At 66.3% G+C, this 23530-nt stretch carries 24 protein-coding genes; 21 read left to right on the top strand and 3 right to left on the bottom strand.

What is annotated here, in order from left to right; all coding sequences use genetic code 11:
- Positions 1 to 5: 5 nt before the first annotated feature.
- The 20 genes from KCG88_RS21395 (at position 6) to KCG88_RS21490 (ending at position 18110) form a co-directional block, all read left to right on the top strand.
- The gene (locus tag KCG88_RS21395; RefSeq protein ID WP_011058850.1) at positions 6 to 260 is read left to right on the top strand and encodes an acyl carrier protein; all 255 of its coding nucleotides are present in this window, start codon (positions 6 to 8) and stop codon (positions 258 to 260) included.
- Positions 257 to 802 (top strand): membrane protein, encoded by a 546-nt coding sequence (locus KCG88_RS21400; protein WP_011058849.1) that lies wholly within the window; start codon positions 257 to 259, stop codon positions 800 to 802. The genes KCG88_RS21395 and KCG88_RS21400 overlap by 4 nt, the downstream gene beginning before the upstream one ends.
- Positions 799 to 2472 (top strand): AMP-binding protein, encoded by a 1674-nt coding sequence (locus tag KCG88_RS21405; protein ID WP_047283624.1) that lies wholly within the window; start codon positions 799 to 801, stop codon positions 2470 to 2472. Before KCG88_RS21400 ends, KCG88_RS21405 begins: the two co-directional genes overlap by 4 nt.
- Before the next feature lie 65 nt (positions 2473 to 2537).
- Complete coding sequence (locus KCG88_RS21410; protein WP_047283623.1) at positions 2538 to 3272, top strand: glycosyltransferase family 2 protein; 735 nt, start codon at positions 2538 to 2540, stop codon at positions 3270 to 3272.
- Entirely contained in the window at positions 3269 to 4225 is a 957-nt protein-coding gene (locus tag KCG88_RS21415) for a hypothetical protein (RefSeq protein WP_015633885.1), read from the top strand. Before KCG88_RS21410 ends, KCG88_RS21415 begins: the two co-directional genes overlap by 4 nt.
- Positions 4206 to 5750, top strand: coding sequence for an aromatic amino acid ammonia-lyase (locus KCG88_RS21420; RefSeq protein ID WP_047283622.1), 1545 nt, complete (start codon positions 4206 to 4208; stop codon positions 5748 to 5750). The genes KCG88_RS21415 and KCG88_RS21420 overlap by 20 nt, the downstream gene beginning before the upstream one ends.
- Positions 5743 to 6168 carry an acyl-CoA thioesterase gene (locus tag KCG88_RS21425; RefSeq protein WP_011058845.1) on the top strand — a complete coding sequence of 142 codons (426 nt, stop codon included), beginning with the start codon at positions 5743 to 5745 and terminating at the stop codon, positions 6166 to 6168. Before KCG88_RS21420 ends, KCG88_RS21425 begins: the two co-directional genes overlap by 8 nt.
- Positions 6165 to 6845, top strand: a complete 681-nt coding sequence (locus tag KCG88_RS21430) for an outer membrane lipoprotein carrier protein LolA (protein ID WP_047283621.1) — start codon at positions 6165 to 6167, stop codon at positions 6843 to 6845. Before KCG88_RS21425 ends, KCG88_RS21430 begins: the two co-directional genes overlap by 4 nt.
- Positions 6829 to 9171, top strand: a complete 2343-nt coding sequence (locus KCG88_RS21435) for an MMPL family transporter (RefSeq protein ID WP_210713049.1) — start codon at positions 6829 to 6831, stop codon at positions 9169 to 9171. Before KCG88_RS21430 ends, KCG88_RS21435 begins: the two co-directional genes overlap by 17 nt.
- A complete protein-coding gene (locus KCG88_RS21440; protein WP_047335485.1) occupies positions 9165 to 10355 on the top strand; it encodes a hypothetical protein in 1191 nt (396 codons plus the stop codon). Before KCG88_RS21435 ends, KCG88_RS21440 begins: the two co-directional genes overlap by 7 nt.
- The gene (locus KCG88_RS21445) at positions 10342 to 11589 is read left to right on the top strand and encodes an NAD(P)/FAD-dependent oxidoreductase (RefSeq protein ID WP_047283618.1); all 1248 of its coding nucleotides are present in this window, start codon (positions 10342 to 10344) and stop codon (positions 11587 to 11589) included. The genes KCG88_RS21440 and KCG88_RS21445 overlap by 14 nt, the downstream gene beginning before the upstream one ends.
- A complete protein-coding gene (locus KCG88_RS21450; RefSeq protein ID WP_047283617.1) occupies positions 11586 to 12347 on the top strand; it encodes a class I SAM-dependent methyltransferase in 762 nt (253 codons plus the stop codon). The genes KCG88_RS21445 and KCG88_RS21450 overlap by 4 nt, the downstream gene beginning before the upstream one ends.
- Positions 12344 to 12829 carry a hypothetical protein gene (locus KCG88_RS21455; RefSeq protein WP_015633878.1) on the top strand — a complete coding sequence of 162 codons (486 nt, stop codon included), beginning with the start codon at positions 12344 to 12346 and terminating at the stop codon, positions 12827 to 12829. The genes KCG88_RS21450 and KCG88_RS21455 overlap by 4 nt, the downstream gene beginning before the upstream one ends.
- Complete coding sequence (locus KCG88_RS21460; protein ID WP_210713050.1) at positions 12826 to 14022, top strand: beta-ketoacyl-[acyl-carrier-protein] synthase family protein; 1197 nt, start codon at positions 12826 to 12828, stop codon at positions 14020 to 14022. Before KCG88_RS21455 ends, KCG88_RS21460 begins: the two co-directional genes overlap by 4 nt.
- A complete protein-coding gene (locus KCG88_RS21465) occupies positions 14019 to 14492 on the top strand; it encodes a hotdog family protein (RefSeq protein WP_047283615.1) in 474 nt (157 codons plus the stop codon). Before KCG88_RS21460 ends, KCG88_RS21465 begins: the two co-directional genes overlap by 4 nt.
- Positions 14489 to 15217, top strand: coding sequence for a 3-oxoacyl-ACP reductase FabG (gene fabG, locus KCG88_RS21470; RefSeq protein ID WP_210713051.1), 729 nt, complete (start codon positions 14489 to 14491; stop codon positions 15215 to 15217). The genes KCG88_RS21465 and fabG overlap by 4 nt, the downstream gene beginning before the upstream one ends.
- Positions 15217 to 16443 carry a beta-ketoacyl-ACP synthase gene (locus KCG88_RS21475; protein ID WP_047283613.1) on the top strand — a complete coding sequence of 409 codons (1227 nt, stop codon included), beginning with the start codon at positions 15217 to 15219 and terminating at the stop codon, positions 16441 to 16443. The genes fabG and KCG88_RS21475 overlap by 1 nt, the downstream gene beginning before the upstream one ends.
- 25 nt (positions 16444 to 16468) lie before the next feature.
- Positions 16469 to 16918, top strand: a complete 450-nt coding sequence (locus KCG88_RS21480) for a hypothetical protein (protein ID WP_047283612.1) — start codon at positions 16469 to 16471, stop codon at positions 16916 to 16918.
- A 62-nt stretch (positions 16919 to 16980) separates the two neighbouring features.
- On the top strand, positions 16981 to 17427 hold the full coding sequence (locus KCG88_RS21485) for a hypothetical protein (protein WP_011058833.1): 447 nt from the start codon (positions 16981 to 16983) through the stop codon (positions 17425 to 17427).
- A 191-nt stretch (positions 17428 to 17618) separates the two neighbouring features.
- Positions 17619 to 18110 (top strand): hypothetical protein, encoded by a 492-nt coding sequence (locus KCG88_RS21490; RefSeq protein ID WP_015633873.1) that lies wholly within the window; start codon positions 17619 to 17621, stop codon positions 18108 to 18110.
- Here the strand turns inward: KCG88_RS21490 and KCG88_RS21495 are convergent.
- Positions 18078 to 18977, bottom strand: coding sequence for a LysR family transcriptional regulator (locus tag KCG88_RS21495; RefSeq protein ID WP_011058831.1), 900 nt, complete (start codon positions 18975 to 18977; stop codon positions 18078 to 18080). The genes KCG88_RS21490 and KCG88_RS21495 overlap by 33 nt on opposite strands.
- A 177-nt stretch (positions 18978 to 19154) precedes the next feature.
- Between KCG88_RS21495 and KCG88_RS21500 the strand changes: the two genes are divergently transcribed.
- Positions 19155 to 20366 carry an MFS transporter gene (locus KCG88_RS21500; protein WP_210672720.1) on the top strand — a complete coding sequence of 404 codons (1212 nt, stop codon included), beginning with the start codon at positions 19155 to 19157 and terminating at the stop codon, positions 20364 to 20366.
- Positions 20367 to 20833: 467 nt separating this feature from the next.
- On the opposite strand, the gene hemE is transcribed toward KCG88_RS21500, so the two are convergent.
- Together hemE and KCG88_RS21510 are read right to left on the bottom strand one after the other, a co-directional pair.
- Complete coding sequence (gene hemE / locus KCG88_RS21505; protein ID WP_041115348.1) at positions 20834 to 21901, bottom strand: uroporphyrinogen decarboxylase; 1068 nt, start codon at positions 21899 to 21901, stop codon at positions 20834 to 20836.
- A gap of 209 nt (positions 21902 to 22110) precedes the next feature.
- Positions 22111 to 23529 (bottom strand): FAD-dependent oxidoreductase, encoded by a 1419-nt coding sequence (locus tag KCG88_RS21510; protein WP_011058828.1) that lies wholly within the window; start codon positions 23527 to 23529, stop codon positions 22111 to 22113.
- Position 23530: the final 1 nt, after the last annotated feature.

Genomic DNA, 23530 nt, shown 5'->3' on the forward strand with positions numbered 1-23530 from the left:
CGACCATGCAAACCCGTGACGATATCTTCAACACCCTGCGCGATGCCCTGGTCGAGCTCTTCGAACTGGAGCCCGAGCGCGTCAGCCTCGAGTCCAACCTGTACGAAGACCTGGAAATCGACAGCATCGATGCGGTCGACCTGATCGACCACATCAAGCGCCAGACCGGCAAGAAAATCGCCGCCGAGGAATTCAAGTCGGTGCGCACCGTCAACGACGTGGTCGAGGCGGTCTACCGTCTGGTCCAGCCGGCCGCATGAGCCGGCTGATCGGCCTGGGCTTGTTGCTGGCCGGCCTGCTCTACCCCTTCGCGGTGTACTTCGGCATGGAGCATTTCGCTCCGTGGCAGTTCGGCCTGCTGCTGGGCGGCCTGTGGCTGGCCCGGGCGCTGACCGGCGAACGCCGCCCCGGCAGCCTGTGGATGGCCATTGCGGCAATCGCCTTCTGCCTGCTGCTGGCCTGGTTCGACAACCCGGCGCTGCTGCGCTGGTACCCGGTGCTGATCAGCGCCTTCATGCTCGGCCTGTTCGGCCTGAGCCTGAAATACGGCCCCCCGGTGGCAGAGCGCCTGGCCCGCATCAGCGAGCCGCAATTGCCGGAAAAGGCCATACGTTATACGCGCCAGGTGACCGTCGCCTGGAGCGTGTTTTTCCTCTGTAACGGAATGCTCGCCGCGGCCCTGACCCTGTGGGCGCCGCTGAGCTGGTGGACGTTGTACAACGGCCTGATCGCCTATGGGCTGATGGGCCTGCTGTTTGCCATTGAATGGCTGTTACGACAACGGGTAAGAGGCCGTAGATGAACTGGATTGCCCTTGAGCAGCTGTTGCTCAAGCTACATACGCCGCGAGCGGTCAGCGCCGCGCCGGCCATCGACCTGGGTGCCGTGCAGGAACAGGCCCTGAGCCTGGCCGCGGCCCTGCAAGCCCGTGGCGTACGACGCCTGGCGGTGCACCTGGAAGACGCCGTGGAACTGGCGGTAGCCCTGCTCGGCGCCTGGCGTGCCGGGGCCAGCGTGCTGTTGCCCGCCGACCTGCAAGCCCAGACCCGCCAGCGCTGGTCGAGCGAAGTCGACCTGTGGCTGACCGACCAGGACACGCCCCTGCACCAGTTGCAGGCCAGCCCCCTGGCCCCGGCCGAGCTGGACCTGGACACCTGCCAGTTGAGCCTGTGCACCTCCGGCTCCAGCGGCGAACCCAAGCGCATCGAGAAGAACCTGCGGCAACTGGCCAACGAGGTCGTCGCCCTGGAACACCTGTGGGGCGCCGACCTGGGCCAGGCCTGGATCATCGGCAGCGTCGCCACCCAGCACATCTACGGTTTGCTGTTCCGCGTGCTCTGGCCCCTGTGCGCCGGGCGGCCTTTTGTACGCCGCCAGCTGCCATTTCCCGAAGACCTGCAACGGGCCAGCCGCGAGTGCCCGGCGTTTGCCTGGGTGGCGAGCCCGGCCCTGCTCAAGCGCATGGGCGACAACCTCGACTGGCCGGCCCTGAGCCAGGTACGGCGGGTGTTTTCCTCCGGCGGCGCCTTGCCCGCCGAAGCGGCCAGCGGCCTGCACCAGCGCCTGCAGCAATGGCCGACGGAAATCCTCGGCAGCTCGGAAACCGGCGGCATCGCCTGGCGCCAGGGGCCAGGCCTGTGGCAGCCCTTCGCCGATGTACGGCTGAGCCAGGATGCCGACGGCGCGCTGTTGATCGCCTCGCCCTACCTGCCGGCCGGGCATATCGAACACACGGCCGACGCCGCGCGGATCGCCGCCGACGGGCGCTTCGAACTGCTGGGGCGCCTGGATCGCATCGTCAAGCTGGAAGAAAAACGCATTTCCCTGCCCATGCTTGAGCAGGCCCTGGCCAGCCACGAATGGGTGGCGGAAGCGCGGCTCGGGGTGATCGAAGACAACCGCGCCTACCTCGGTGCCCTGCTGGTGCTCAGCGAGCCCGGCCTGCATGCCCTGCGCAACCAGGGCCGGCGCCACCTGACCCAGGCCCTGCGCCAGCACCTGGCCGGGCATTGCGAAGCCCTGGCCCTGCCCCGGCGCTGGCGCCTGGTGCGGCAACTGCCGCTGAACAGCCAGGGCAAGCTGCCCCAGGCGCAAGTCCAGGCCCTGCTGCTGGCTCCACGCCCGCAAGCCCCGGAAGTACTGGAGCAACGGCAGCACGAGGAGGAGTGGCAGCTGCAACTGGCCATTCCGCCGGACCTGGCGTACTTCAGCGGGCACTTCCCCCAGACCCCGGTGCTGCCGGGGGTGGTACAGGTGGACTGGGCCCTGGCCCTGGGCCAGCAACTGCTGGAGCTGCCGGGCCGCTTCGCCGGCATGGAAGTGCTGAAGTTCCAGCAACTGGTACGCCCCGGCGACCGCATCCAGCTGAACCTGCGTTTCGATGCCCAGCGCCAGAAACTGTATTTCGCCTACCTCAATGACGGGGCTCCCTGCTCCAGCGGGCGGATCGTCCTGGAGGCCAGCTGTGGATAAGTTGTACGGCGTTGCGCCCGGGATTCGCTGGCAGGCCAGCGCCTACGCTGAAGAGGCCCGCTACCATGCATAAGCCTTGTGCGGTGATCCCGGTCTACAACCATGAAACCGCCGTGCCGGCGGTGGTCCAGGCGCTCCTGGCCCACGGCCTGCCCTGTGTCCTGGTGGACGACGCCAGCAGCCCCGGATGCGCCGCGGTGCTGGAACAACTGGCCGGCCTCGACCAGGTGTTCCTGATCCGCCTGGCAATCAACCAGGGCAAGGGCGGCGCGGTCATGGCCGGCCTGCGCGAAGCGGCGCAGCTGGGTTTCAGCCATGCCCTGCAAGTCGATGCCGATGGCCAGCACGACCTCACGGATGTGGATAACTTCATCCAGCACTCCCAGGCCCACCCCGAGGCGCTGGTCTGCGGTTATCCACAGTACGACGCCAGCGTGCCCAAGGGGCGCCTGTATGCCCGCTACCTGACCCACGTGTGGGTCTGGATCAACAGCCTGTCACTGCAGATTCCCGATTCCATGTGCGGCTTCCGGGTCTACCCCTTGCCACCGACCCTGGCCCTGCTGGACTCGGTGCAACTGGGCCGGCGCATGGACTTCGACCCGGAGATCCTGGTGCGCCTGGCCTGGCGCAACCAGCCCATGCGCTGGCTGCCGACCCGGGTGCACTACCCGCAGGACGGCCTCTCGCACTTTCGCCTGTTCCATGACAACGCGCTGATCTCGAAGATGCACGCCAAGCTGTTCTTCGGCATGTTGGCGCGCCTGCCGCTGATCCTCTGGCGCCGGTGGCGTCCATGAGCCAGGAGCAACCCAAGGAGCCCGGCAACGAACACTGGGCCGGCCATCAGGAGCGCGGCAGCTTCTGGCTGATGAAGCTCACCGCCCTGGGCGTGCGGGTGCTGGGGCGCCGGCTGCTGAGCCCGGTGCTGTACGCCATCGTGTTCTACTTCTTCCTGTTCGGCCGCCGGGCCCGGCGCAGCATCTGGCAGTACCAGCAGCACCTGGCCCAATGGAGCGGGCGCGACGAGTTGCGCCCCAGCCACTGGCGGGTGTTCGGCCAGTTCATGGCCTTTGCCGATGCCCTGCTGGACAAGCTCGACGTGTGGAACGGCAAACTGCGCATCGAACAGATCGAGATCGTCGACCCGGCGCAACTGCGCCACCAACTGCGCGGCGAACGCGGGCAGATGCTGGTGGGCGCCCACCTGGGCAACCTGGAAGTGTGCCGGGCCCTGGCCGAGCTGGGGGAGCAGGTGACCATGAACGTGCTGGTGCACACCAAGCACGCCGAACGCTTCAACCGCCTGCTGGGCGAAGCCGGGGCCAGCAACCTGCGGCTGATCCAGGTCAGCGAGCTGGACCCGGCGATCATGCTGCAACTGAGCCAGCGCCTGGATCGCGGCGAATGGCTGGCGATTGCCGGGGACCGCGTGCCGCTGCACGGCGGGCGCAACGTGCGGGTGGATTTCCTCGGCCACCCGGCCGCCTTCCCCCAGGGCCCATGGCTGCTGGCCGGGCTGCTCAAGTGCCCGGTCAACCTGCTGCTGTGCCTGAAACAGCAAGGCCGCTACCAGGTGATCCTCGAGCCCTTCGCCGACGCCGTGCAGTGGAAACGCAATGACCGCCAGCAAGTGATCGCCCAGTGGACCGCCCGCTACGCCGAGCGCCTGGGCCAGTACTGCCTGCAAGCCCCGCAACAATGGTTCAACTTTTACCCATTCTGGAAGACCGATGACGACCTCGACCCATGAGCCGGTAACCTTCGGCGAACACCCCCTGCGCATCGAAGACGTGCTGGCCCTGGCCAACCGCCAGGTGCCCACGCGCCTGCAAGGCGACGCCGCCTGGCGCCAGCGGATCGCCAAGGGCGCGCAGTTCCTCGATTCCCTGCTGGACAAGGAAGGGGTGATCTACGGCGTGACCACCGGCTACGGCGACTCTTGCGTGGTGGCGGTGCCGCTGCAGCACGTCGAGGCGCTGCCGCGCCATCTGTACACCTTCCACGGTTGCGGCCTGGGCAAGCTGCTGGACGCCCAGGCTACCCGCGCGGTACTGGCGGCGCGCCTGCAGTCGCTGTGCCACGGGGTTTCCGGGGTGCGCGTGGAACTGCTGGAGCGCCTGCAGGCCTTCCTCGACCAGGACATCCTGCCGCTGATCCCGGAAGAGGGCTCGGTGGGCGCCAGCGGCGACCTGACGCCGCTGTCCTATGTGGCGGCGACCCTGTCCGGCGAACGCGAGGTGCTGTTCCGCGGCGAGCGGCGCGAGTCCGCCGAGGTGCACCGCGAGTTGGGCTGGGAACCGCTGGTACTGCGGCCCAAGGAAGCCCTGGCGCTGATGAACGGCACCGCGGTAATGACCGGGCTGGCCTGCCTGGCCTTCGCCCGGGCCGACTACCTGCTGCGCCTGGCGACCCGCATCACCGCCCTCAACGTGGTGGCCCTGCAGGGCAATCCGGAACACTTCGACGAACGCCTGTTCGCCGCCAAGCCGCACCCGGGGCAGATGCAAGTGGCCGCCTGGCTGCGCCAGGACCTGGCGATCGACGCGCCGACCGCGCCCCTGCATCGCCTGCAGGACCGCTACTCGCTGCGCTGCGCCCCCCATGTGCTGGGGGTGCTGGCCGACAGCCTGAACTGGCTGCGCAGTTTCATCGAGACCGAGCTCAACAGCGCCAACGACAACCCCATCATCGACGCCGAGGCCGAGCGCGTGCTGCACGGCGGGCACTTCTATGGCGGGCATATCGCTTTTGCCATGGATAGCCTGAAGAACCTGGTGGCCAACGTCGCCGACCTGCTGGACCGGCAACTGGCCCTGCTGGTGGACGTGCGCTACAACCACGGCCTGCCGAGCAACCTGTCCGGCGCCAGCGCCGAACGCGCCATGCTCAACCACGGCTTCAAGGCGGTGCAGATCGGCGCCAGCGCCTGGACCGCCGAGGCCCTGAAAAACACCCTGCCGGCCAGCGTGTTCTCGCGCTCCACCGAGTGCCACAACCAGGACAAGGTGAGCATGGGCACCATCGCCGCCCGGGATGCGATCCGCGTGCTGGAGCTCACCGAACAAGTGGCCGCCGCCACCTTGCTGGCGGCCAACCAGGGGGTCTGGCTGCGCAGCCAGGAAGCCGATGCCCGGCCTTTGCCGCCTGCCCTGGATGCCATGCACCGGCAACTGGCCGAAGACTTCGCACCGGTGATCGAAGACCGCGCCCTGGAGCGCGAACTGCGCCTGTGCCTGCAACGCATCGCCGAACAACACTGGAGGCTGCATGCGTAGCAAGGGAGTGATCCACGCCGACACCCAGATCCAGGTGCCCTTCTTCGACGTCGACACCATGCACGTCGTCTGGCACGGGCATTACGTCAAATACCTGGAGGTCGCCCGCTGCGCCCTGCTGGACAAGCTCGGCCACAATTACCAGCAGATGCTCGAATCCGGCTACGCCTGGCCGGTGATCGACCTGCAACTGCGCTACGTGCGCGGCGCGGTGTTCGGCCAGACCCTGAACGTGCGCGCCAGCCTGGTGGAGTGGGAAAGCCGGCTGAAGATCAACTACCTGATCACCGACCAGGCCACGGGCGAGCGCATGACCCGCGCCAGCTCAGTGCAGGTGGCCGTGGAGATCGCCAGCCGGGAAATGCAACTGGCCTCGCCCAAGGTCTTCACCGACGCCGTCGCGAGGGCCCTGCCATGACCGTAGGAGCGAGCTTGCTCGCCAAGAGGGTCGGTCTGTCTGCCCAGTGCATGGCGCTGCGCACCGTGGTGCGGCGGTTCGCGAGCAAGCTCGCGCCTACGCTCTTGGTGCTCTGGTGGGTGCCGGGGCTGGCCCAGGCCTTCGACCTGCAACAGTTGAGCGATCAGCTGTCGCGGCCGGAGGTGATCCACGGCCGCTTCATCCAGGAAAAACACCTGCGGGCCCTGCCCCAGCCGCTGACCAGCAAGGGCCACTTTGTCCTGGCGAAAAATCACGGCCTGCTGTGGCTGCTGCAGACCCCGTTGCAACAGGACTACCGCATCACTGCCCAGGGCATCGCCCGGCGCGATGGCAGCGGCTGGCAGATGCTTCCCGGCAAAAGCGCCGGGGCCGAGCAGAACCGCCTGTTCCTCGCTGTGCTGCAAGGCGACAGCAGCGGCCTGCAGCGGGACTTCGAACTCAAGCTGCAAGGCAGTGCGCAGAACTGGCAGTTGCAACTGATCCCCCGTTCCCTGCTGCTGAAACAGATCTTCACCCAGATCAATATCGACGGCGGCGAGCTGGTGCAGCGCATCGAACTGCTGGAAGCCCAGGGCGACCGCACCTTGCTGATCATGCAAGACAGCAGCAGTGCCCAACCCTTGAGCGAAGCGGAGCAACATGACTTTGCCGAGTGAACACTGGCTGCCGCGGTTTTTCCTGATTCTGCTGACCCTGGTCCTGGCCCTCGGTGCCTGGCAATGGCGCCATGGCGCGCCGCTGTCGGCCAACCTCATGGAACTGGTGCCCGGCACCGCCCCGGATGCCCTGGAGCAACAGGCCGAGCAACGCATGCAGGAACCGCTGAACCGGGAAATCCTGGTGCTGGTGGGGCATGCCGAACGCCAGCAGGCAGTGGCCATGGCCCGGCAACTGGCCGAGCAATGGCAGGCCAGCGGGTTGTTCGAGAAGGTCCAGTGGAACCTCCAGGCCGACCTGCCGGCGCTGCGCCAGCAGTTGCTGCAGGGCCGCCTGGCGATGCTCGGGGCCAAGGACCGCGAGCAACTGATCCAGCAGCCCGAGGCGTTTATCCAGCAACGGGTGCAGAGCCTGTTCGACCCGTTCGGCGGTTTTACCCTGGTGCCCAGCCAGGATGACTGGCTGGGCCTGACCGGGCGCATCCAGAACAGCCAGCCGCAACACGGCGCGGTGCAGCTGGACATCGGCAGCGGCGCCCTGGTGGCCGAGGCCGACGGCCAGCACTGGGTATTGCTGCGGGCCCGCACCGGTGGCAACGCCTTCGACATGCAACTGCCTCTGCAAGTGGCTGACCTGCTGCGCCACAGCCGTGAGCAGGCCAGCCAGCAACAGGTACAACTGTTGGCCGCCAGCGGTTTGCTGTACGCCGCCAACGGCCAGCAACAGGCCACTCGGGAAATCACCTGGGTCGGCGGCGGCGCCACCCTGGGCATCCTTTTGCTGTTGCTGCTGGCCTTTCGCCGCTGGCGCGCCCTGCTGGCCTTCGTACCAGTGCTGGTGGGCATGCTGTTCGGCGCCGTGGCCTGCGTGGCGCTGTTCGGCCGCATGCACGTCATGACCCTGGTGCTGGGGTCGAGCCTGATCGGCGTGGCCGTCGACTACCCCCTGCATTACCTGTCCAAGAGCTGGAGCCTGAACCCCTGGCGCAGCTGGCCGGCGCTGCGCCTGACCCTGCCGGGGCTGAGCCTGAGCCTGGCCACCAGTTGCATCGGCTACTTGGCCCTGGCCTGGACCCCGTTCCCGGCCCTGACCCAGATCGCCGTGTTCTCCGCCGCCGGCCTGGTGGGCGCCTACCTGTCGGCGGTGTGCCTGCTGCCGGCGCTGCTCAAGGGCGTCGAGTTGCGTCCGGCGCAATGGCCGCTGCGGGTCGCTGAGGCCTTGCTCAGCGTGCGTGAGGCGCTGCTCAAGCGTGTGCCGAGCACAGCGCTGCTGGTGCTGCTGGCGCTGTTCTGCGCCGGCGGCCTGTGGCAACTGGAAAGCAAGAACGACATCCGCCAGTGGGTCGGCGCGCCGCCGCAACTGCTGCAAGAAGCCCAGGCCATTGCGCGGATCACCGGCTATCAGCCCACCAGTCAGTTCTTCCTGGTGCGCGCCACCGATCAGCAGCAGTTGCTGGAGCGCCTGGAGGCCCTGGACCTGCGCCTGCAACAGCTGGTGAACCTGGGCAAGCTCAAGGGCTACCTGTCGCTGAACCAGTTGCTCAGCCAACCGACCGAACAACAGCAGGTGCGCGAAGCCCTTAAACAATTGCCGCGTTTCTGGCAGCCGCTGTTGGACCTGGGAGTGCCACTGGCCGCCCTGCAAGCGGAGCTGGAACAGCTGCAGCAATTGCCGGTGGAAGACCTCGACGCCGCGCTTTCCGGGCCGCTGGCCGAGCCTTATCGCCCGCTATGGCTGGGAGCCAACGCCAACGGCGTGGCCGCCATGGTCAGCCTCCAGGGGCTGAACGACGCCGCCCTGCTGCGAATCCAGGCCGATGGTCTGCCCGGGGTGCAACTGGTGGACCGCCTGGGTGAGCTGAACCGGGTATTCGCCGCCACCCAGGTCAGCGCCGCCGAGCTCAAGCTGGCCTCCTGCGTGCTGATCGTGCTGCTGTTGATCCTGCCCTTCGGCCTCGGCGGCGCCTTGCGCCTGGTGGCCCTGCCCCTGCTGGCAGCCCTGTGCAGCCTGGCCAGCCTCGGCTGGCTGGGCCAGCCGTTGACCCTGTTCAGCCTGTTCGGCCTGTTGCTGGTGACGGCCATCAGCGTCGACTACGCGATCCTCATGCGCGAGCAGATCGGCGGCGCCGCGGTGAGCCTGCTGGGCACCCTGCTGGCGGCCCTGACCACCTGGCTGTCGTTCGGCCTGCTGGCGATTTCCAGCACCCCGGCGGTGAGCAACTTCGGCCTGGCGGTCAGCCTGGGGCTGGCCTTCAGCTTCATCCTCGCGCCCTGGGCCGGCCACAGGCCGCACCCGGCGCCCGACGCAGAGCGCGCAGCATGCTGACCCTGCTGTTCTGGCTACTGGCCCTGACGCTGTTTGCCCTGGCTACCCACATTGGCCGGCGCCTGGGCCTGATCCCGATTGTCAGCCAGCTGCTGCTGGCGACCTTCGGCCTGCCGCTGCTGATGCTGCTGTGGATCGAACCGCACTGGCAGCTAAGTGGCGCGCAGCTGGTTTCGCCGCAGTGGCTCAAGCATCTGTACAGCCTGAGCTTTGCCTTGCTGCTGGGGCATATCCTCAGCGACGTGATCGACCTGCGCCTGGACCGCCAGAGCCTGAAGATCGCCGTGCCGAGCTTCGGTATTCCCTTCGCCTGCGGCCTGGCCACCGCCTTCTGGCTGCTGCCGGCACAACCCTGGATCAGCTCCCTGGCGGTCGGCCTGCTGTTCGCCATCACCGCGATCCCGGTGCTCTACCTGTACCTGCGACACATCCAGTACCCGCCCGCCGCCACCCGGCGCCTGGTGCAGAGCGCAATCCTCATCGACCTGGCCTGCTGGAGCCTGTTCGCCCTGGCCCAGGGCAGCCTGCACCTGAGCAGCCTGCTGCTGCCCCTGGCCGGCGCCTGCCTGCCTCTGGTGCTGCGCGGCCTGGGCCTGCGCCAGCCGCTGCTCTACAGCCTGGGCTTTTTCGGCCTGCTGGTGGTGGCCGAGCACTACCGGCTCAATGCGCTGATCTTCGGCATCGGCTACCTGCTGTGCATGGCCGCCCTCAAGCTGGCGCTGGTGCTGCCGTTACAGGCTGCCTGGATGAACCGCTTGCAGACCTACATCGCCATCCCGCTGATCCTGACCTTCGGCATCGTGCAGATCGATGTGCACAGCGCCATGGGCAGCCTCGGCTGGGTGCAGCTGGCGGCCCTGCTGCTGTTGCCGATTGCCAGCAAGCTGCTGGGCAACTGGCTGGGCCTGGGCTGGGCCGGTGCTTCCTTTACCGGCGCCAGCCGCTGGCGGGAAAGCCTGCTGCTGAACATTCGCGGCTTGAGCGAGATCGTCTTTCTCAACCTGCTGCTGCAACAACAGTTGATCAGCCCGGCGCTGTATTTCGCGCTGATGCTCATGGGCCTGATCGCCACCCTGCTGCCGGCCCTGGCCGGACTGCACCGAACTCCCAAGGCGGCGACCCACGCTGCCCCCTTGAACCTGAACATCGCCAAACCGGCAAGGAGCCCCAGTGCCAACAGTTGAAATGGAACGTCGCCAAGTCGTGGTGATCGGTGCAGGCCCCTCGGGGGCCATCGCGGCCGCGCTGCTCAAGCGCCAGGGCCATGACGTGCTGATCGTCGAGCGGCAACATTTCCCGCGTTTCTCAATCGGTGAAAGCCTGCTGTCCCACTGCCTGGATTTCGTCGAGGAAGCCGGGATGCTGGAGGCGGTGCAGGCCGCCGGCTTCCAACTCAAGAACGGCGCGGCCTTCGCCTGGGGCGAGCATTACAGCACCTTCGATTTCGGCGACACCTTCAGCGATGGCAAGCCCACCACCTTCCAGGTGCAGCGCGCCGACTTCGACAAGCTGTTGGCCGACCAGGCCACCCTGCAAGGGGTGGAGATCCGCTACGGCGAAGAGATTGTCGCGGTGGATGTGGAACGGCCCTTGCCGCAACTCGACTGCCGTCGTGAAGACGGCAGCCAGTACCGCATCGAAGCCGACTTCATCCTCGACGCCAGCGGTTACGGCCGGGTCCTGCCGCGCCTGCTGGAACTGGAAGCGCCGTCGAACTTTCCGGTACGCCGAGCGGTGTTCACTCATATCGAAGACCGCATCGACTGCGAGCACTTCGACCGCAACAAGATCCTCATCACCACCCACCCCGAACACCGCGACATCTGGTTCTGGAGCATCCCCTTCAGCAACGGCCGCTGCTCGGTAGGGGTGGTGGCCGCCCAAGAGCATTTCGCCGGGCGCGATGGCGACCTGGACGCCTGCCTGCGGGGCTTCATCAGCGAAACCCCGAGCCTGGCCCAGGTGCTGCAATACGCCGAGTGGGACACCCCGGCGCGGACCATCGGCGGCTACTCCGCCAACGTCAGTACCCTGCATGGCCCGGGCTTCGCCCTGCTGGGCAACGCCGCGGAATTCCTCGACCCGGTGTTCTCTTCCGGGGTGACCATCGCCATGCGTTCCGCGAGCATGGCCGCCGCCGTGTTGCACCGGCAGTTGCAGGGCCAGGGCGTTGACTGGGCGACGGAGTTCGCCGAACCGCTGAAACGCGGCGTGGACACCTTCCGCTGCTACGTCGAGGGCTGGTACGCCGGCACTTTCCAGGACGTGATCTACCATCCGGGCAGTTCCCCGGAAATCCGCCGCATGATCAGCTCGATCCTCGCCGGTTATGCCTGGGATGAACGCAACCCTTTCGTCAGCGAGCCCAAGCGCCGGCTCAAGGCCCTCTCGGAAGTCTGTGCGAGGGACCGCGCATGAGTGAGCAAACCAGCCAGTACCTGAGTGACAGCTACGTCGAGGAAACCCGCTTCGGCTTCTGGTTCCTGCGCAGCCACACCTGGCAGCACCATGTGCTGCGGGTGGCGATCAATGACCTGCGCTCGCTGTTCGATGGCGAGCTGCCCCGGCATCCGGTGTTGCTGGACGCCGGTTGCGGCCAGGGCAAGTCCTTCCAGTACCTGCGCCAGGTGTTCGCCCCGCAGCGCTTGATCGGCCTGGACGCCGACCCCCACAGCCTCAAGCTCAGCGCCGAGGAAGCCCGGCGCCAGCAGCTGCAGGTGGAGTTGATCGGCAGCGACTGCGCGACCCTGGAACTGGCCGACGCCAGCGTCGACCTGCTGTTCTGCCACCAGACCTTCCACCACCTGGTGGAACAGGAAAAAGCCCTGGCCGAGTTCTACCGGGTGCTCAAGCCCGGGGGTTACCTGCTGTTTGCCGAATCCACCGAGGCCTATATCGACACCTGGGTGATCCGCTGGCTGTTCCGCCATCCGATGCATGTGCAGAAAAGCGCCGCCCAGTACCTGCAGATGATTCGTCAGCAGGGCTTTGAATTCGGCCCGCAGAACGTGTCTTATCCCTACCTGTGGTGGAGTCGCGCCAAGGACTTCGGCCTGCTGGAGCGCTTCGGCCTGCGCCAGCCACCGCCGGTGGGCCAGCGCGAGGAAACCCTGGTCAACGTGGTGGCCCGCAAGCCACTCGCTCCCCCTGTTGCCGAGGAAGGTCCGTCCGAATGATCCGTGCCCTGCTGCTCGGTTGTGTCCTGTTGCTGAGCGCTTGCGTCAGTCAGGCTCCACTGCCCGAGCGCACGCCCTCGCTGGTTCTGCCGTTGCAGCTCCACGTACAGCGCCAGCTTCAGGACCAGCGCCAGGACTGGCTGCTGGTGATCCAGGCCGAAGGCCCGGACCTGCGCTGGTCGCTGATGGACCCGCTGGGCATTCCCCAGGCCCGTCAGCGCCTGGTGGGCGGCCACTGGCAGGCCGACGGCCTGCTGCCACCCAACCCGGAAGCCCGGGAGCTGTTCGCGGCCCTGCTGTTCGCCCTGACGCCTGTGGCCGAACTGCAGGCCAATTATCCGCACGCTCGGCAACAGGGCGCCCAACGTACCCTCGGCCCGCGCTGGCGAGTCGACTATCAACACGCTCTGGATTTCACCTTGAACCTGCCCCAAGGCCCGCACTACCACATCACGGCTCTGAGCACCGAGGCCACGCCATGACGGCTTACCTCAACGCCCTCGGGGTGATCTGCGCCCTGGGCCGCAATCGCCAGGAAGTCGCCCGCAGCCTGTTTGCCGGCGACTGCTCGGGCATGCGCGACGAAAGCCACTGGGTGCCCGAGCGCACCTTGCCGGTGGCGGCAGTGCGCAGCCCGCTGGCCGGCATGCCGGCGGGCCTCGAAGCCCAGAACAGCCGCAACAATCGGCTGTTGCTGGAGGCCACCCGGCAGATCGAGGACGACATCCAGCAGGCCATCCAGCGCTACGGCCATGGCCGCATCGGCATCGTCCTGGGCACCAGCACATCGGGCATCGACGAAGCCAGCCGGGGCATCGCCCGTTACCTGCAGGATCGGCAGTTCCCGGCGGACTACGACTACCGCCAGCAGGAGCTCAGCGCCCCGGCGAACTTCCTCGCCGACTGGCTGCAACTCTGCGGCCCGGCCTATGTGATTTCCACCGCCTGCACCTCCAGCGCCCGGGCCCTGATCAGTGCCCGGCGCCTGCTCGACCTGGGCCTGTGCGACGCCGTGCTGTGCGGCGGGGTCGACAGCCTGTGCAAGCTGACCCTCAACGGTTTTACAGCCCTGGAGGCGGTCTCCGGGCAACGCTGCAACCCGTTTTCCCGCAACCGCGACGGGATCAACATCGGTGAAGCGGCGGTGCTGTTCCTCATGAGCCGGGAGCCTGCCGGCCACGCCCCTGTTGCCCTGCTGGGCGGTGGCGCCAGCTCCGACGCCTACCATATTTCCGCCCCGGCCCCCGATGGCCGCGGCGCCCTGCAGGCCATGAGCCTGGCCTTGCGCAGCGCCGGCCTGCAACCGTCGCAGATCGACTACCTGAACCTGCACGGCACCGCCACCCAGCACAACGACGCCATGGAAAGCCTGGCCGTGGCCCAGCTGTTCCCCGAAGGCGTGCCCTGCTCTTCGACCAAACCCATGAGCGGCCATACCCTGGGGGCCGCCGGGGCCCTGGAGGCGGCGTTCTGCTGGCTGGCCCTGAGTACCGACAACCCCGGCCTGGCGCTGCCGCCCCATGTCTGGGACGCCCAGGTCGACCCGGCCTTGCCGCCACTGCGCTGGGTCACCCCGGACGACCGCCTGGCCTCCCACGCACCGCGCCGCCTGATGAGCAACTCCTTCGCCTTCGGCGGCAACAACGTCAGCCTGATTATCGGAGACGCCCCATGATTGACTGGCCGCTCGCCGAGTTGCTGCCCCACGCCGGGGACATGATCCTCATCGATCAGGTCCTGGCCTTTGATGAAGAACAGATCCGCACCCGCCTCGAAGTTCGCCCCGGTGGCCTGTTCAACCGCGCCGACGGCAGCCTGCCGGCCTGGGTCGGCGTCGAGCTGATGGCCCAGAGCGTGGCTGCCTACGCCGGTTGCCGCGCCCGCCAGCAAGGCTTGCCGGTGGAGCTGGGCTTTCTTCTGGGCACCCGCAAATTCGAATGCAATGTCGAGCACTTCCCCCTCGGCAGCACCCTGGAAATCCATGCCCTGCGCTCTCTGGAAGACGACAACGGCATGGGTGTGTTCGAGTGCCACCTCAGTGGCCCCGGCATCACCGCCAGCGCGCGCCTGAACGTGTTCCGTCCGCCCCAGGCCGCCGACTACCTGCATGAAACACCTGCCTCTTCTACAGGAACACCGTCATGACTGACTCCGTACTGGTCACCGGCTCCAGCCGTGGCATCGGCCGTGCCATCGCCCTGCGTCTGGCCCGGGCCGGGTATGACCTGGTGCTGCACTGCCGCAGCGGCCGCACCGAAGCCGAAGCCGTCAAGGGCGAAGTCCAGGCCCTGGGCCGCAGCGCCCGCGTCCTGCAATTCGATGTATCGGACCGGGAGGCCTGCCGGGCCGCCCTGGAGGCCGATGTCGAAGCCCATGGCGCCTATTACGGCGTGGTGCTCAACGCCGGCCTGACCCGCGACGGCGCCTTCCCGGCCCTCAGCGAAGAGGACTGGGACCAGGTGCTGCGCACCAACCTCGACGGTTTCTACAACGTCCTGCACCCGGTGATGATGCCCATGATCCGCCGCCGCGCAGCCGGGCGCATCGTCTGCATCACCTCGGTCTCGGGGCTGATCGGCAACCGTGGCCAGGTCAACTACAGCGCCTCCAAGGCCGGTGTGATCGGCGCCGCCAAGGCCCTGGCCATCGAGCTGGGCAAGCGCAAGATCACCGTCAACTGCGTGGCCCCGGGGCTGATCGACACCGCCATGCTGGATGAAAACGTGCCGGTGGAAGAACTGCTGAAAGTGATTCCCGCGCAGCGCATGGGCACCCCGGAAGAGGTGGCCGGCGCGGTGAACTTCCTGATGTCCGCCGAAGCGTCCTACATCACTCGCCAGGTGCTGTCGGTGAACGGGGGCCTGTGCTGATGAAACGTGTGGTCGTCACCGGCATGGCCGGCATCACCTCCCTGGGCAGCGACTGGGCCAGCATCGCCGAGCGCTTTGCCGCCAACCGCAGCGGCATCCGGCGCATGGACGAGTGGGACAGGTTCAGCGAACTCAACACCCGCCTGGCCGGCCCCATCGATGACTTCCAGGTGCCCGGGCACTGGACCCGCAAGCAGCTGCGCAGCATGGGCCGGGTTTCGCGCCTGGCCGTGGGCGCCGCCGAGCAGGCCCTGGCCGACGCCGGGCTGCTGGGCGACCCGTCGATCAAGGACGGGCGCATGGGCGTGGCCTGTGGTTCGTCCACCGGCAGCACCGACGAGATCAAGGCCTTCGGCAACATGCTGCTCAACTCGGTGGCCGAAGGGCTCAACGCCAACTCCTACGTGCGCATGATGCCCCACACCACCGCCGCCAATATCAGCATCTTCTTCGGCCTGACCGGGCGCCTGATCCCTACCTCCAGCGCCTGCACCAGCGGTAGCCAGGGCATCGGCTACGCCTATGAGGCGATCAAGTTCGGCCGCCTGCCGCTGATGCTCGCCGGCGGCGCCGAGGAACTGTGCCCCACCGAAGCCATGGTGTTCGACGCGCTGTATGCCACCAGCCTGAAGAACGATGCGCCGCACACCAGCCCGCGCCCCTACGACAGCGGCCGTGACGGCCTGGTGATCGGCGAAGGTGGCGGCATGCTGGTGCTCGAGGAGCTGGAGCACGCCCTGGCCCGTGGCGCGCGCATCCACGCGGAAATCGTCGGTTTTGGCAGCAACGCCGACGGCCAGCACACCACCCGCCCCGAACAGAGCACCATGCGCCGGGCCATGGAGCTGGCGCTGGAGGATGGGGCCCTGGCCCCGGAGGCCATCGGCTACGTCAACGGCCATGGCACCGCCACCGAGCAGGGCGACATCGCCGAGACCCTGGCCACCAGCAGCCTGTTCGGCAACCGCATGCCCATCAGTTCGCAGAAGAGTTTCCTCGGCCACACCCTGGGCGCCTGCGGCGCGCTGGAATCCTGGTTCAGCATCGAGATGCTCAACCGCGACCTCTATGTGCACACCTGCAACCTGGATCAGGTCGACCCCCGCTGCGGCGAGCTGGACTACCTGCAGGGAGGCTTTCGCGCCATGAGCCACGAATACGTGATGAACAACAACTTTGCCTTTGGCGGCGTCAACACCTCGTTGATCTTCCGCCGCTGGCCTTGACGCCTCACCCCACTGGAGAAATGGAATGTCTTCCCTGCTTCGCGCCACCCTCGTTGTCCTTGCCCTGCTCAGCGTCACCGCTTGCACCAGCAAGCGCATGTACACCCCCAACCGGGTGATCCCGGCCACCATCCAGGCCGACCAGGAGCAGGTCAAGCAGGCGATCCTGAAGAACCTCGTAGCCCGCAAGTGGACCGTGCAGCGCATCAGCCCGGAGCTGATCCAGGCCGAGATCACCGTGCGTCAACAGTTCCACGCGGAGATCGATATCCAGTACTCCGCCAGCTACTACAAGATCGTCTACCGCGACAGCCGCGACATGGACTACAAGGACGGCAAGATCCACAAGAACTACATCCGCTGGGTACGCCTGCTGGACAAGGGAATCCTGCGCGAACTGCGGGACAACCAGAACGAGCGGGCCGCGCAACAGCTGTCGGATGCCGCGGCCAAGAGCTTCCCGGCCGCACAATGAGCCCTTCCCTGTGACCCTGGTCACAGGGCTGCTTCACCCCCTTTGATGTCATGGAGAATGCGATGCGTTTGAAGACACTGGCGGCCACCGCCACCCTGCTGCTGTGCACCCTGCCCGGCGTCAGCCAGGCCCGCGATACGGCCCTGTACCTGCCCTTCGACAAGGTCGTGGCCGAGGCCATCAGCACCGGCAAGATCGACGGCAGCGTGAAGTTCTACCTGGCGGGCAACAAGCCGGCCGGCAAGGTCAGCGTGCTGAGCCCCGGCGCCGTGACCAACAAGAAGACCAATGCCTTCGGCAAAGCCGACCAGGTGGCCTGCGAGTGGGCCTTGCAGTCGGCACTGATCACCCTGCATGAAGCGGCGAAGAAAGTCGGCGCCAACGCCGTGACCGACATCGCCAGCTTCTACAAGAGCCACGAGCGCAAGGACGCCACCACCTATGAGTGCCATGCCGGCGCCATCATGGCTGGTGTAGCACTGCGTGGAGACCTGTCCAAGGTCCAGTGAGCTGCGGCTGACAACGAAAAGGGCGCCTGGGGCGCCCTTTTCGTTTCCGGGATTTTCCGAAAGCGCGCCAATCGGCGTCTACACTCGCAACAGCAGGCCGGGTCACCGCCGCCTGCGGGAGCCAAGTTGCGCGATCGGGCATCGGCCGGCGTGACAGTGGCGCCCCTTTCACGTCCGTCAAGGAGCCGACCATGCAAGTCAAAGCACTGATTGCCCTGGCCCTGCTAACGACCCTGAGCCCCGCCAGCCAGGCCACCAACCTGATGTACATGCCCTTCGAGAAAGTCGTGGCCGACGCCGAGCGCGCCGGGCGCCTGGATGGCAGCGTGAGCTTCCATCTGGCCGGCAACCCACTTCCGCCAGTGCTCCAGGTGCGGCTCACCGAAGTCACCACCAACAAGAAGACCAACGCTTTCAACAAGAGCGATATCGCCGCCTGCGAATGGGCCCTGCAGTCGGCCCTGATCACCCTGCAAGCCGCAGCCAAGCGGGTCGGCGCCAACGCAGTGACCAATATCGTCAGCTACTACAAGCACCACGTGCGCAAGGACCTCAACACCTACGAATGCCATGCCGGGGTACTGATGGCCGGAGTGGCCCTGCGCGGCGACCTGGTGAACCTGCAGGCCCCGGTGCGGCCCAACAGCCCCTCAGGGCGTAGCCCCGGTCTTGCGCGTCAGTAGCTCGACAAAGGCCTTGGCCATGGGCGAAGCCTGATCCTTGCGCTGCACCAGCCACACCGCCGACATCGCCGCCGGGTCCAGCAGGCGGCGATAGACCACGCCATCGATGCGCATGCGCTGATAGGACGCCGGCAGCACCGACACCCCCAACCCCGCCGCCACCAGACCGATGATGGTCATGGCTTCCGCCGCCTCCTGAGCGAAATGCGGGGTAAAGCCGGCATCCCGGGACAGGCTCAGCAACTGCGCATACAGGCCGCTGCCATAGCTGCGGGGGAAAAACACAAAGGGCTCATGGGCCAGCTCCGCCAGGTGCAGCCCCTCTTCACTGCCACTGGCCAGCGGGTGCTTGGAACTGAGCACCGCCACCAGCGGCTCGCGCAGCAGCTCCACCACCGACAGCGAATCCGGCAGGGGCAAGGGCCGCATGATGCCGACCTGGATCGCCTGGTCCACCAGGGCCTCGGCCACCTGGGTGCTGCTCATTTCCTTGAGCTTGAGGTGTACCGCGGGAAAGCGCTGGCGAAAGGCGAAGATCGCCTGGGGAATGGTCGAATTGAAGGGCGCCGACGAGGTGAAGCCGATCTTCAGTTCCCCCAGCTCGCCCAGCTGCGCGCGCCGCGCCACGTCCGCCGCCTTGTCCACCTGGGCCAGTACCAGCCGCGCCTCTTCCAGGAACAGGCGCCCGGCCTCGCTGAGCTCGACCCGACGATTGGTGCGTTCGAACAGGCGCGCCCCCACCTCCTGCTCCAGCGCCTGGATCTGCTGGCTCAGGGGCGGTTGGGAGATGCCCAGCACCTGGGCTGCACGGCCAAAATGCAGTTCTTCGGCGACAGCGATGAAGTAGCGCAGGTGACGCAGTTCCATGAGGGCCTCATTAAGTCTTAAAACCTATCAAACAGGTCGAACAATATATTGGAAAGAATCATTAGCCAGCTATATGCTTTTTCCATTGCCTGACCGGCTGCGTTCCCCCCGAGGTCCCCCGTGAAATCCGCTGTTGCCGCTGTTGCCCCCTCCGCCCACGAACCCCCTGCCACGCCCCTGGACGAGGTGGTCGCCCAGCTCAACGAGGTCTATATCGAAAAAGGCACGCCGATGTTCATGCGCACCGTGCTGGCGCTGTTCTCCGGCGGTTTTGCCACCTTCGCCCTGCTGTATTGCGTACAGCCGATGATGCCGCTGCTGTCCCGGGACTTTTCCATCAATGCCGCCCAGAGCAGCCTGATCCTCTCGGTCGCCACCGGCATGCTGGCCATCGGGCTGCTGATCACCGGGCCGGTTTCCGACCGCATCGGTCGCAAGCCGGTGATGGTCGCCGCCTTGCTGGCCGCCGCCCTGTGCACCATCGCCAGTGCGCTGATGCCGAGCTGGCACGGGGTGCTGCTGATGCGTGCGCTGGTGGGCCTGTCCCTGAGCGGGCTGGCAGCGGTGGCCATGACCTACCTGAGCGAGGAGATCCACCCCCAGCACATCGGCCTGGCCATGGGCCTGTACATCGGTGGCAACGCCATCGGCGGCATGAGCGGGCGACTGATTACCGGGGTGCTGATCGACTTCGTCAGCTGGCACACGGCGATGCTGGTGATCGGCGGCCTGGCACTGATCGCTGCCGCGGTGTTCTGGCGCATCCTTCCCGAATCACGCAATTTCCGCCCCCGTTCGCTGCACCCGCGCAGCCTGCTGGACGGCTTTGCCATGCACTTTCGCGATGCCGGCCTGCCCTGGCTGTTCCTCGAAGGTTTCCTGCTGATGGGGGCTTTCGTCACCCTGTTCAACTACATCGGCTACCGCCTGCTGGCCGAGCCCTATCAACTGAGCCAGGCCTGGGTCGGAATGCTGTCGGTGGTGTACCTCTCGGGCATCTACAGCTCGGCGAAGATCGGCGCACTGGCCGACCAGTTGGGCCGACGCCGGGTGCTCTGGGGCACCATCGTGCTGATGCTGGCGGGGATCGCCCTGACCCTGCTGACCCCGCTGTCCCTGGTGCTGATCGGCATGCTGCTGTTCACCTTCGGCTTCTTCGGTGCCCACTCGGTAGCCAGCAGCTGGATCGGCCGTCGCGCCACCAAGGCCAAGGGCCAGGCGTCGTCGCTGTACCTGTTCAGCTACTACGCCGGCTCGAGCATTGCCGGCACCGCCGGCGGAGTGTTCTGGCACCTGGCGGGTTGGAACGGCATCGGCCTGTTTATCGGCGCCTTGCTGATCGGAGCCCTGTTGATCGCCATGAAACTCGCCAAACTCCCCCCTTTGTAGGAGCTGGCTTGCCAGCGAAGTGGTCCGCAAGGCAGGCGCAAGCCTTGAAGGCCCTTTCGCCAGCAAGCTGGCTCCTACACCGAGCGAATCTGACTGGCCGGCCCCTGTAGGAGCTGGCTTGCCAGCGAAGGCGTGCGCCAGGCAGGCGCAAGTCTTGAAGGCCCTTTCGCCAGCAAGCTGGCTCCTAACACCGAGCGAATCTGACTGGCCGGCCCTTGTAGGAGCTGGCTTGCCAGCGAAGTGGTCCGCAAGGCAGGCGCAAGTCTTGAGGGCCCTTTCGCCAGCAAGCTGGCTCCTACACCGAGCGAATCTGACTGGCCGGCCCTTGTAGGAGCTGGCTTGCCAGCGAAGTGGTCCGCAAGGCAGGCGCAAGTCTTGAAGGCCCTTTCGCCAGCAAGCTGGCTCCTACAAAAAGTGTCCGCCAATGAAAACGCCCGGCATTGGCCGGGCGTTTTTTATGGGGGCGCTTATTCGTGGTATTGCGCTGACAACTCGTGCACCGCTTCCAGGAAGGCTCCGGCGTGCTCCGGTTTCACTTCCGGAGTGATGCCGTGGCCCAGGTTGAACACGTGGCCGCTGCCCTTGCCGTAGCTGGCGAGGATGCGCGCAACTTCGCTGCGGATCGCCTGCGGGTTGGCGTAGAGCACGGTAGGGTCCATGTTGCCTTGCAGCGATACCTTGCTGCCGACCCGGCGGCGGGCTTCGCCGATGTCACAGGTCCAGTCCAGGCCCAGGCTGTCCGCGCCGGCATCGGCAATGCTTTCCAGCCACAGGCCGCCGCCCTTGGTGAAGAGGATCACCGGAACCTTGCGCCCGTCGTGTTCGCGGATCAGGCCACTGACGATCTTGCGCATGTAGGCCAGGGAGAATTCCTGGTAGGCCGCCGCCGAGAGGCTGCCGCCCCAGCTGTCGAAGATCTGCACCGCCTGCGCGCCGGCACGGATCTGCCCGTTCAGGTACGCGGTGACCGACTGGGCCAGCTTGTCCAGCAGCAGGTGCATGGCTTGCGGGTTGTCGTAGAGCATGGCCTTGGACTTGCGGAAGTCCTTGGAGGAGCCGCCTTCGACCATGTAGGTGGCCAGGGTCCAGGGGCTGCCGGAGAAGCCGATCAACGGCACACGGCCGTTGAGTTCGCGACGAATGGTGCTGACCGCATCCATTACATAGCCCAGGTCCTTGTGCGGATCGGGGATCGGCAGGGCTTCGATGTCGGCCAGGGTGCTGACCACTTTCTTGAAGCGCGGGCCTTCGCCGGTTTCAAAGTACAGGCCTTGGCCCATGGCATCGGGGATGGTCAGGATGTCGGAGAAGAGGATCGCCGCATCCAGCTGGGGATAGCGGTCCAGAGGCTGCAGCGTGACTTCGCAAGCGAACGCCGGGTTCATGCACAGGCTCATGAAGTCACCGGCGTTGGCACGGCTGGCGCGGTATTCAGGCAAGTAGCGCCCAGCCTGACGCATCATCCACACCGGGGTGACGTCTACGGGTTGCTTGAGCAGGGCACGAAGGAAACGGTCGTTCTTCAGGGCAGTCATGTCGGCATCCGGAAAAAAAGTGGGGGCATTTTCTCAGAGCCGGGCACAAAAGGCACGGCAAGAGCCGTTTCTTTATGTCTATGGGGGCAATTTGTCACGGGACGGGCACAGATCCCGTAGGAGCCAGCTTGCTGGCGAAGCGATCGACGCGGTGCATCAACAGCACCGCGTTATCGTTGTTCGCCGGCCAGCCGGCTCCTGCAGGTGGGTCAGACGCCCAGGTAGTCGAGGATGCCTTCGGCGGCGTTACGCCCTTCGAAGATCGCCGTCACCACCAGGTCAGAACCGCGGACCATGTCGCCACCGGCAAAGATCTTCGGGTTGCTGGTCTGGTGCTTGAACTGCCCCTGTTCCGGGGCCACGACACGGCCCTGGCTGTCGGTCTGGATGCTGAACTGCTCGAACCACGGCGCCGGGCTTGGACGGAAACCGAAGGCGATGACCACGGCGTCGGCCGGGATGATCTCTTCAGAGCCCGGGATCGGCTCGGGGCTGCGGCGGCCACGGGCGTCCGGCTCGCCGAGACGGGTCTCGACCACCTTCACGCCTTCGACGCGGTCTTCACCGACAATGGCAATCGGCTGGCGGTTGTAGAGGAACTTCACGCCTTCTTCCTTGGCGTTCTTCACCTCTTTGCGCGAACCGGGCATGTTGGCTTCGTCACGACGGTACGCACAGGTCACCGACTTGGCGCCCTGGCGGATCGAGGTGCGGTTGCAGTCCATCGCGGTGTCGCCACCGCCCAGCACCACCACCTTCTTGCCTTTCATGTCGACGAAGTCTTCCGGCGACTTTTCAAAGCCCAGGTTGCGGTTGACGTTGGCGATCAGGAAATCCAGCGCGTCATAGACCCCCGGCAGGTCCTCACCGGCAAAGCCGCCCTTCATGTAGGTGTAGGTGCCCATGCCCATGAATACCGCATCGTATTCAGCGAGCAGTTGCTCCATGGTCACGTCCTTGCCCACCTCGGTGTTGAGGCGGAACTCGATGCCCATGCCGCTGAAGACTTCGCGACGATTGCTCAGCACGGTCTTTTCCAGCTTGAACTCGGGGATGCCGAAGGTCAGCAGGCCGCCGATTTCCGGGTTCTTGTCGAACACCACCGGGGTCACGCCGCCACGCACCAGCACGTCGGCGCAGCCCAGGCCCGCCGGGCCCGCGCCGATGATCGCCACACGCTTGCCGGTGGGCTTGACCTTGGACATGTCCGGGCGCCAGCCCATGGCGAAGGCGGTGTCGGTGATGTACTTCTCCACCGAACCGATGGTCACCGCGCCAAACCCGTCGTTGAGGGTGCAGGCACCCTCGCACAGACGATCCTGCGGGCACACCCGGCCACAGACTTCCGGCAGGGTGTTGGTCTGGTGCGACAGCTCGGCGGCGGCGAGGATGTTGCCCTCGGCCACCAGCTTGAGCCAGTTGGGAATGAAGTTGTGCACAGGGCACTTCCATTCGCAGTACGGGTTGCCGCAACCCAGGCAGCGGTGGGCCTGGTCGGCCGACTGCTGGGGTTTGAAGGGTTCGTAGATTTCCACGAACTCTTTCTTGCGTTGACGCAACAGTTTCTTCTTCGGATCCTTGCGCCCGACATCGATGAACTGGAAGTCGTTATTCAGACGTTCAGCCATT

Source organism: Pseudomonas sp. MWU349, assembly GCF_017947325.1.
Classification (GTDB): Bacteria; Pseudomonadota; Gammaproteobacteria; order Pseudomonadales; family Pseudomonadaceae; genus Aquipseudomonas; species Aquipseudomonas protegens.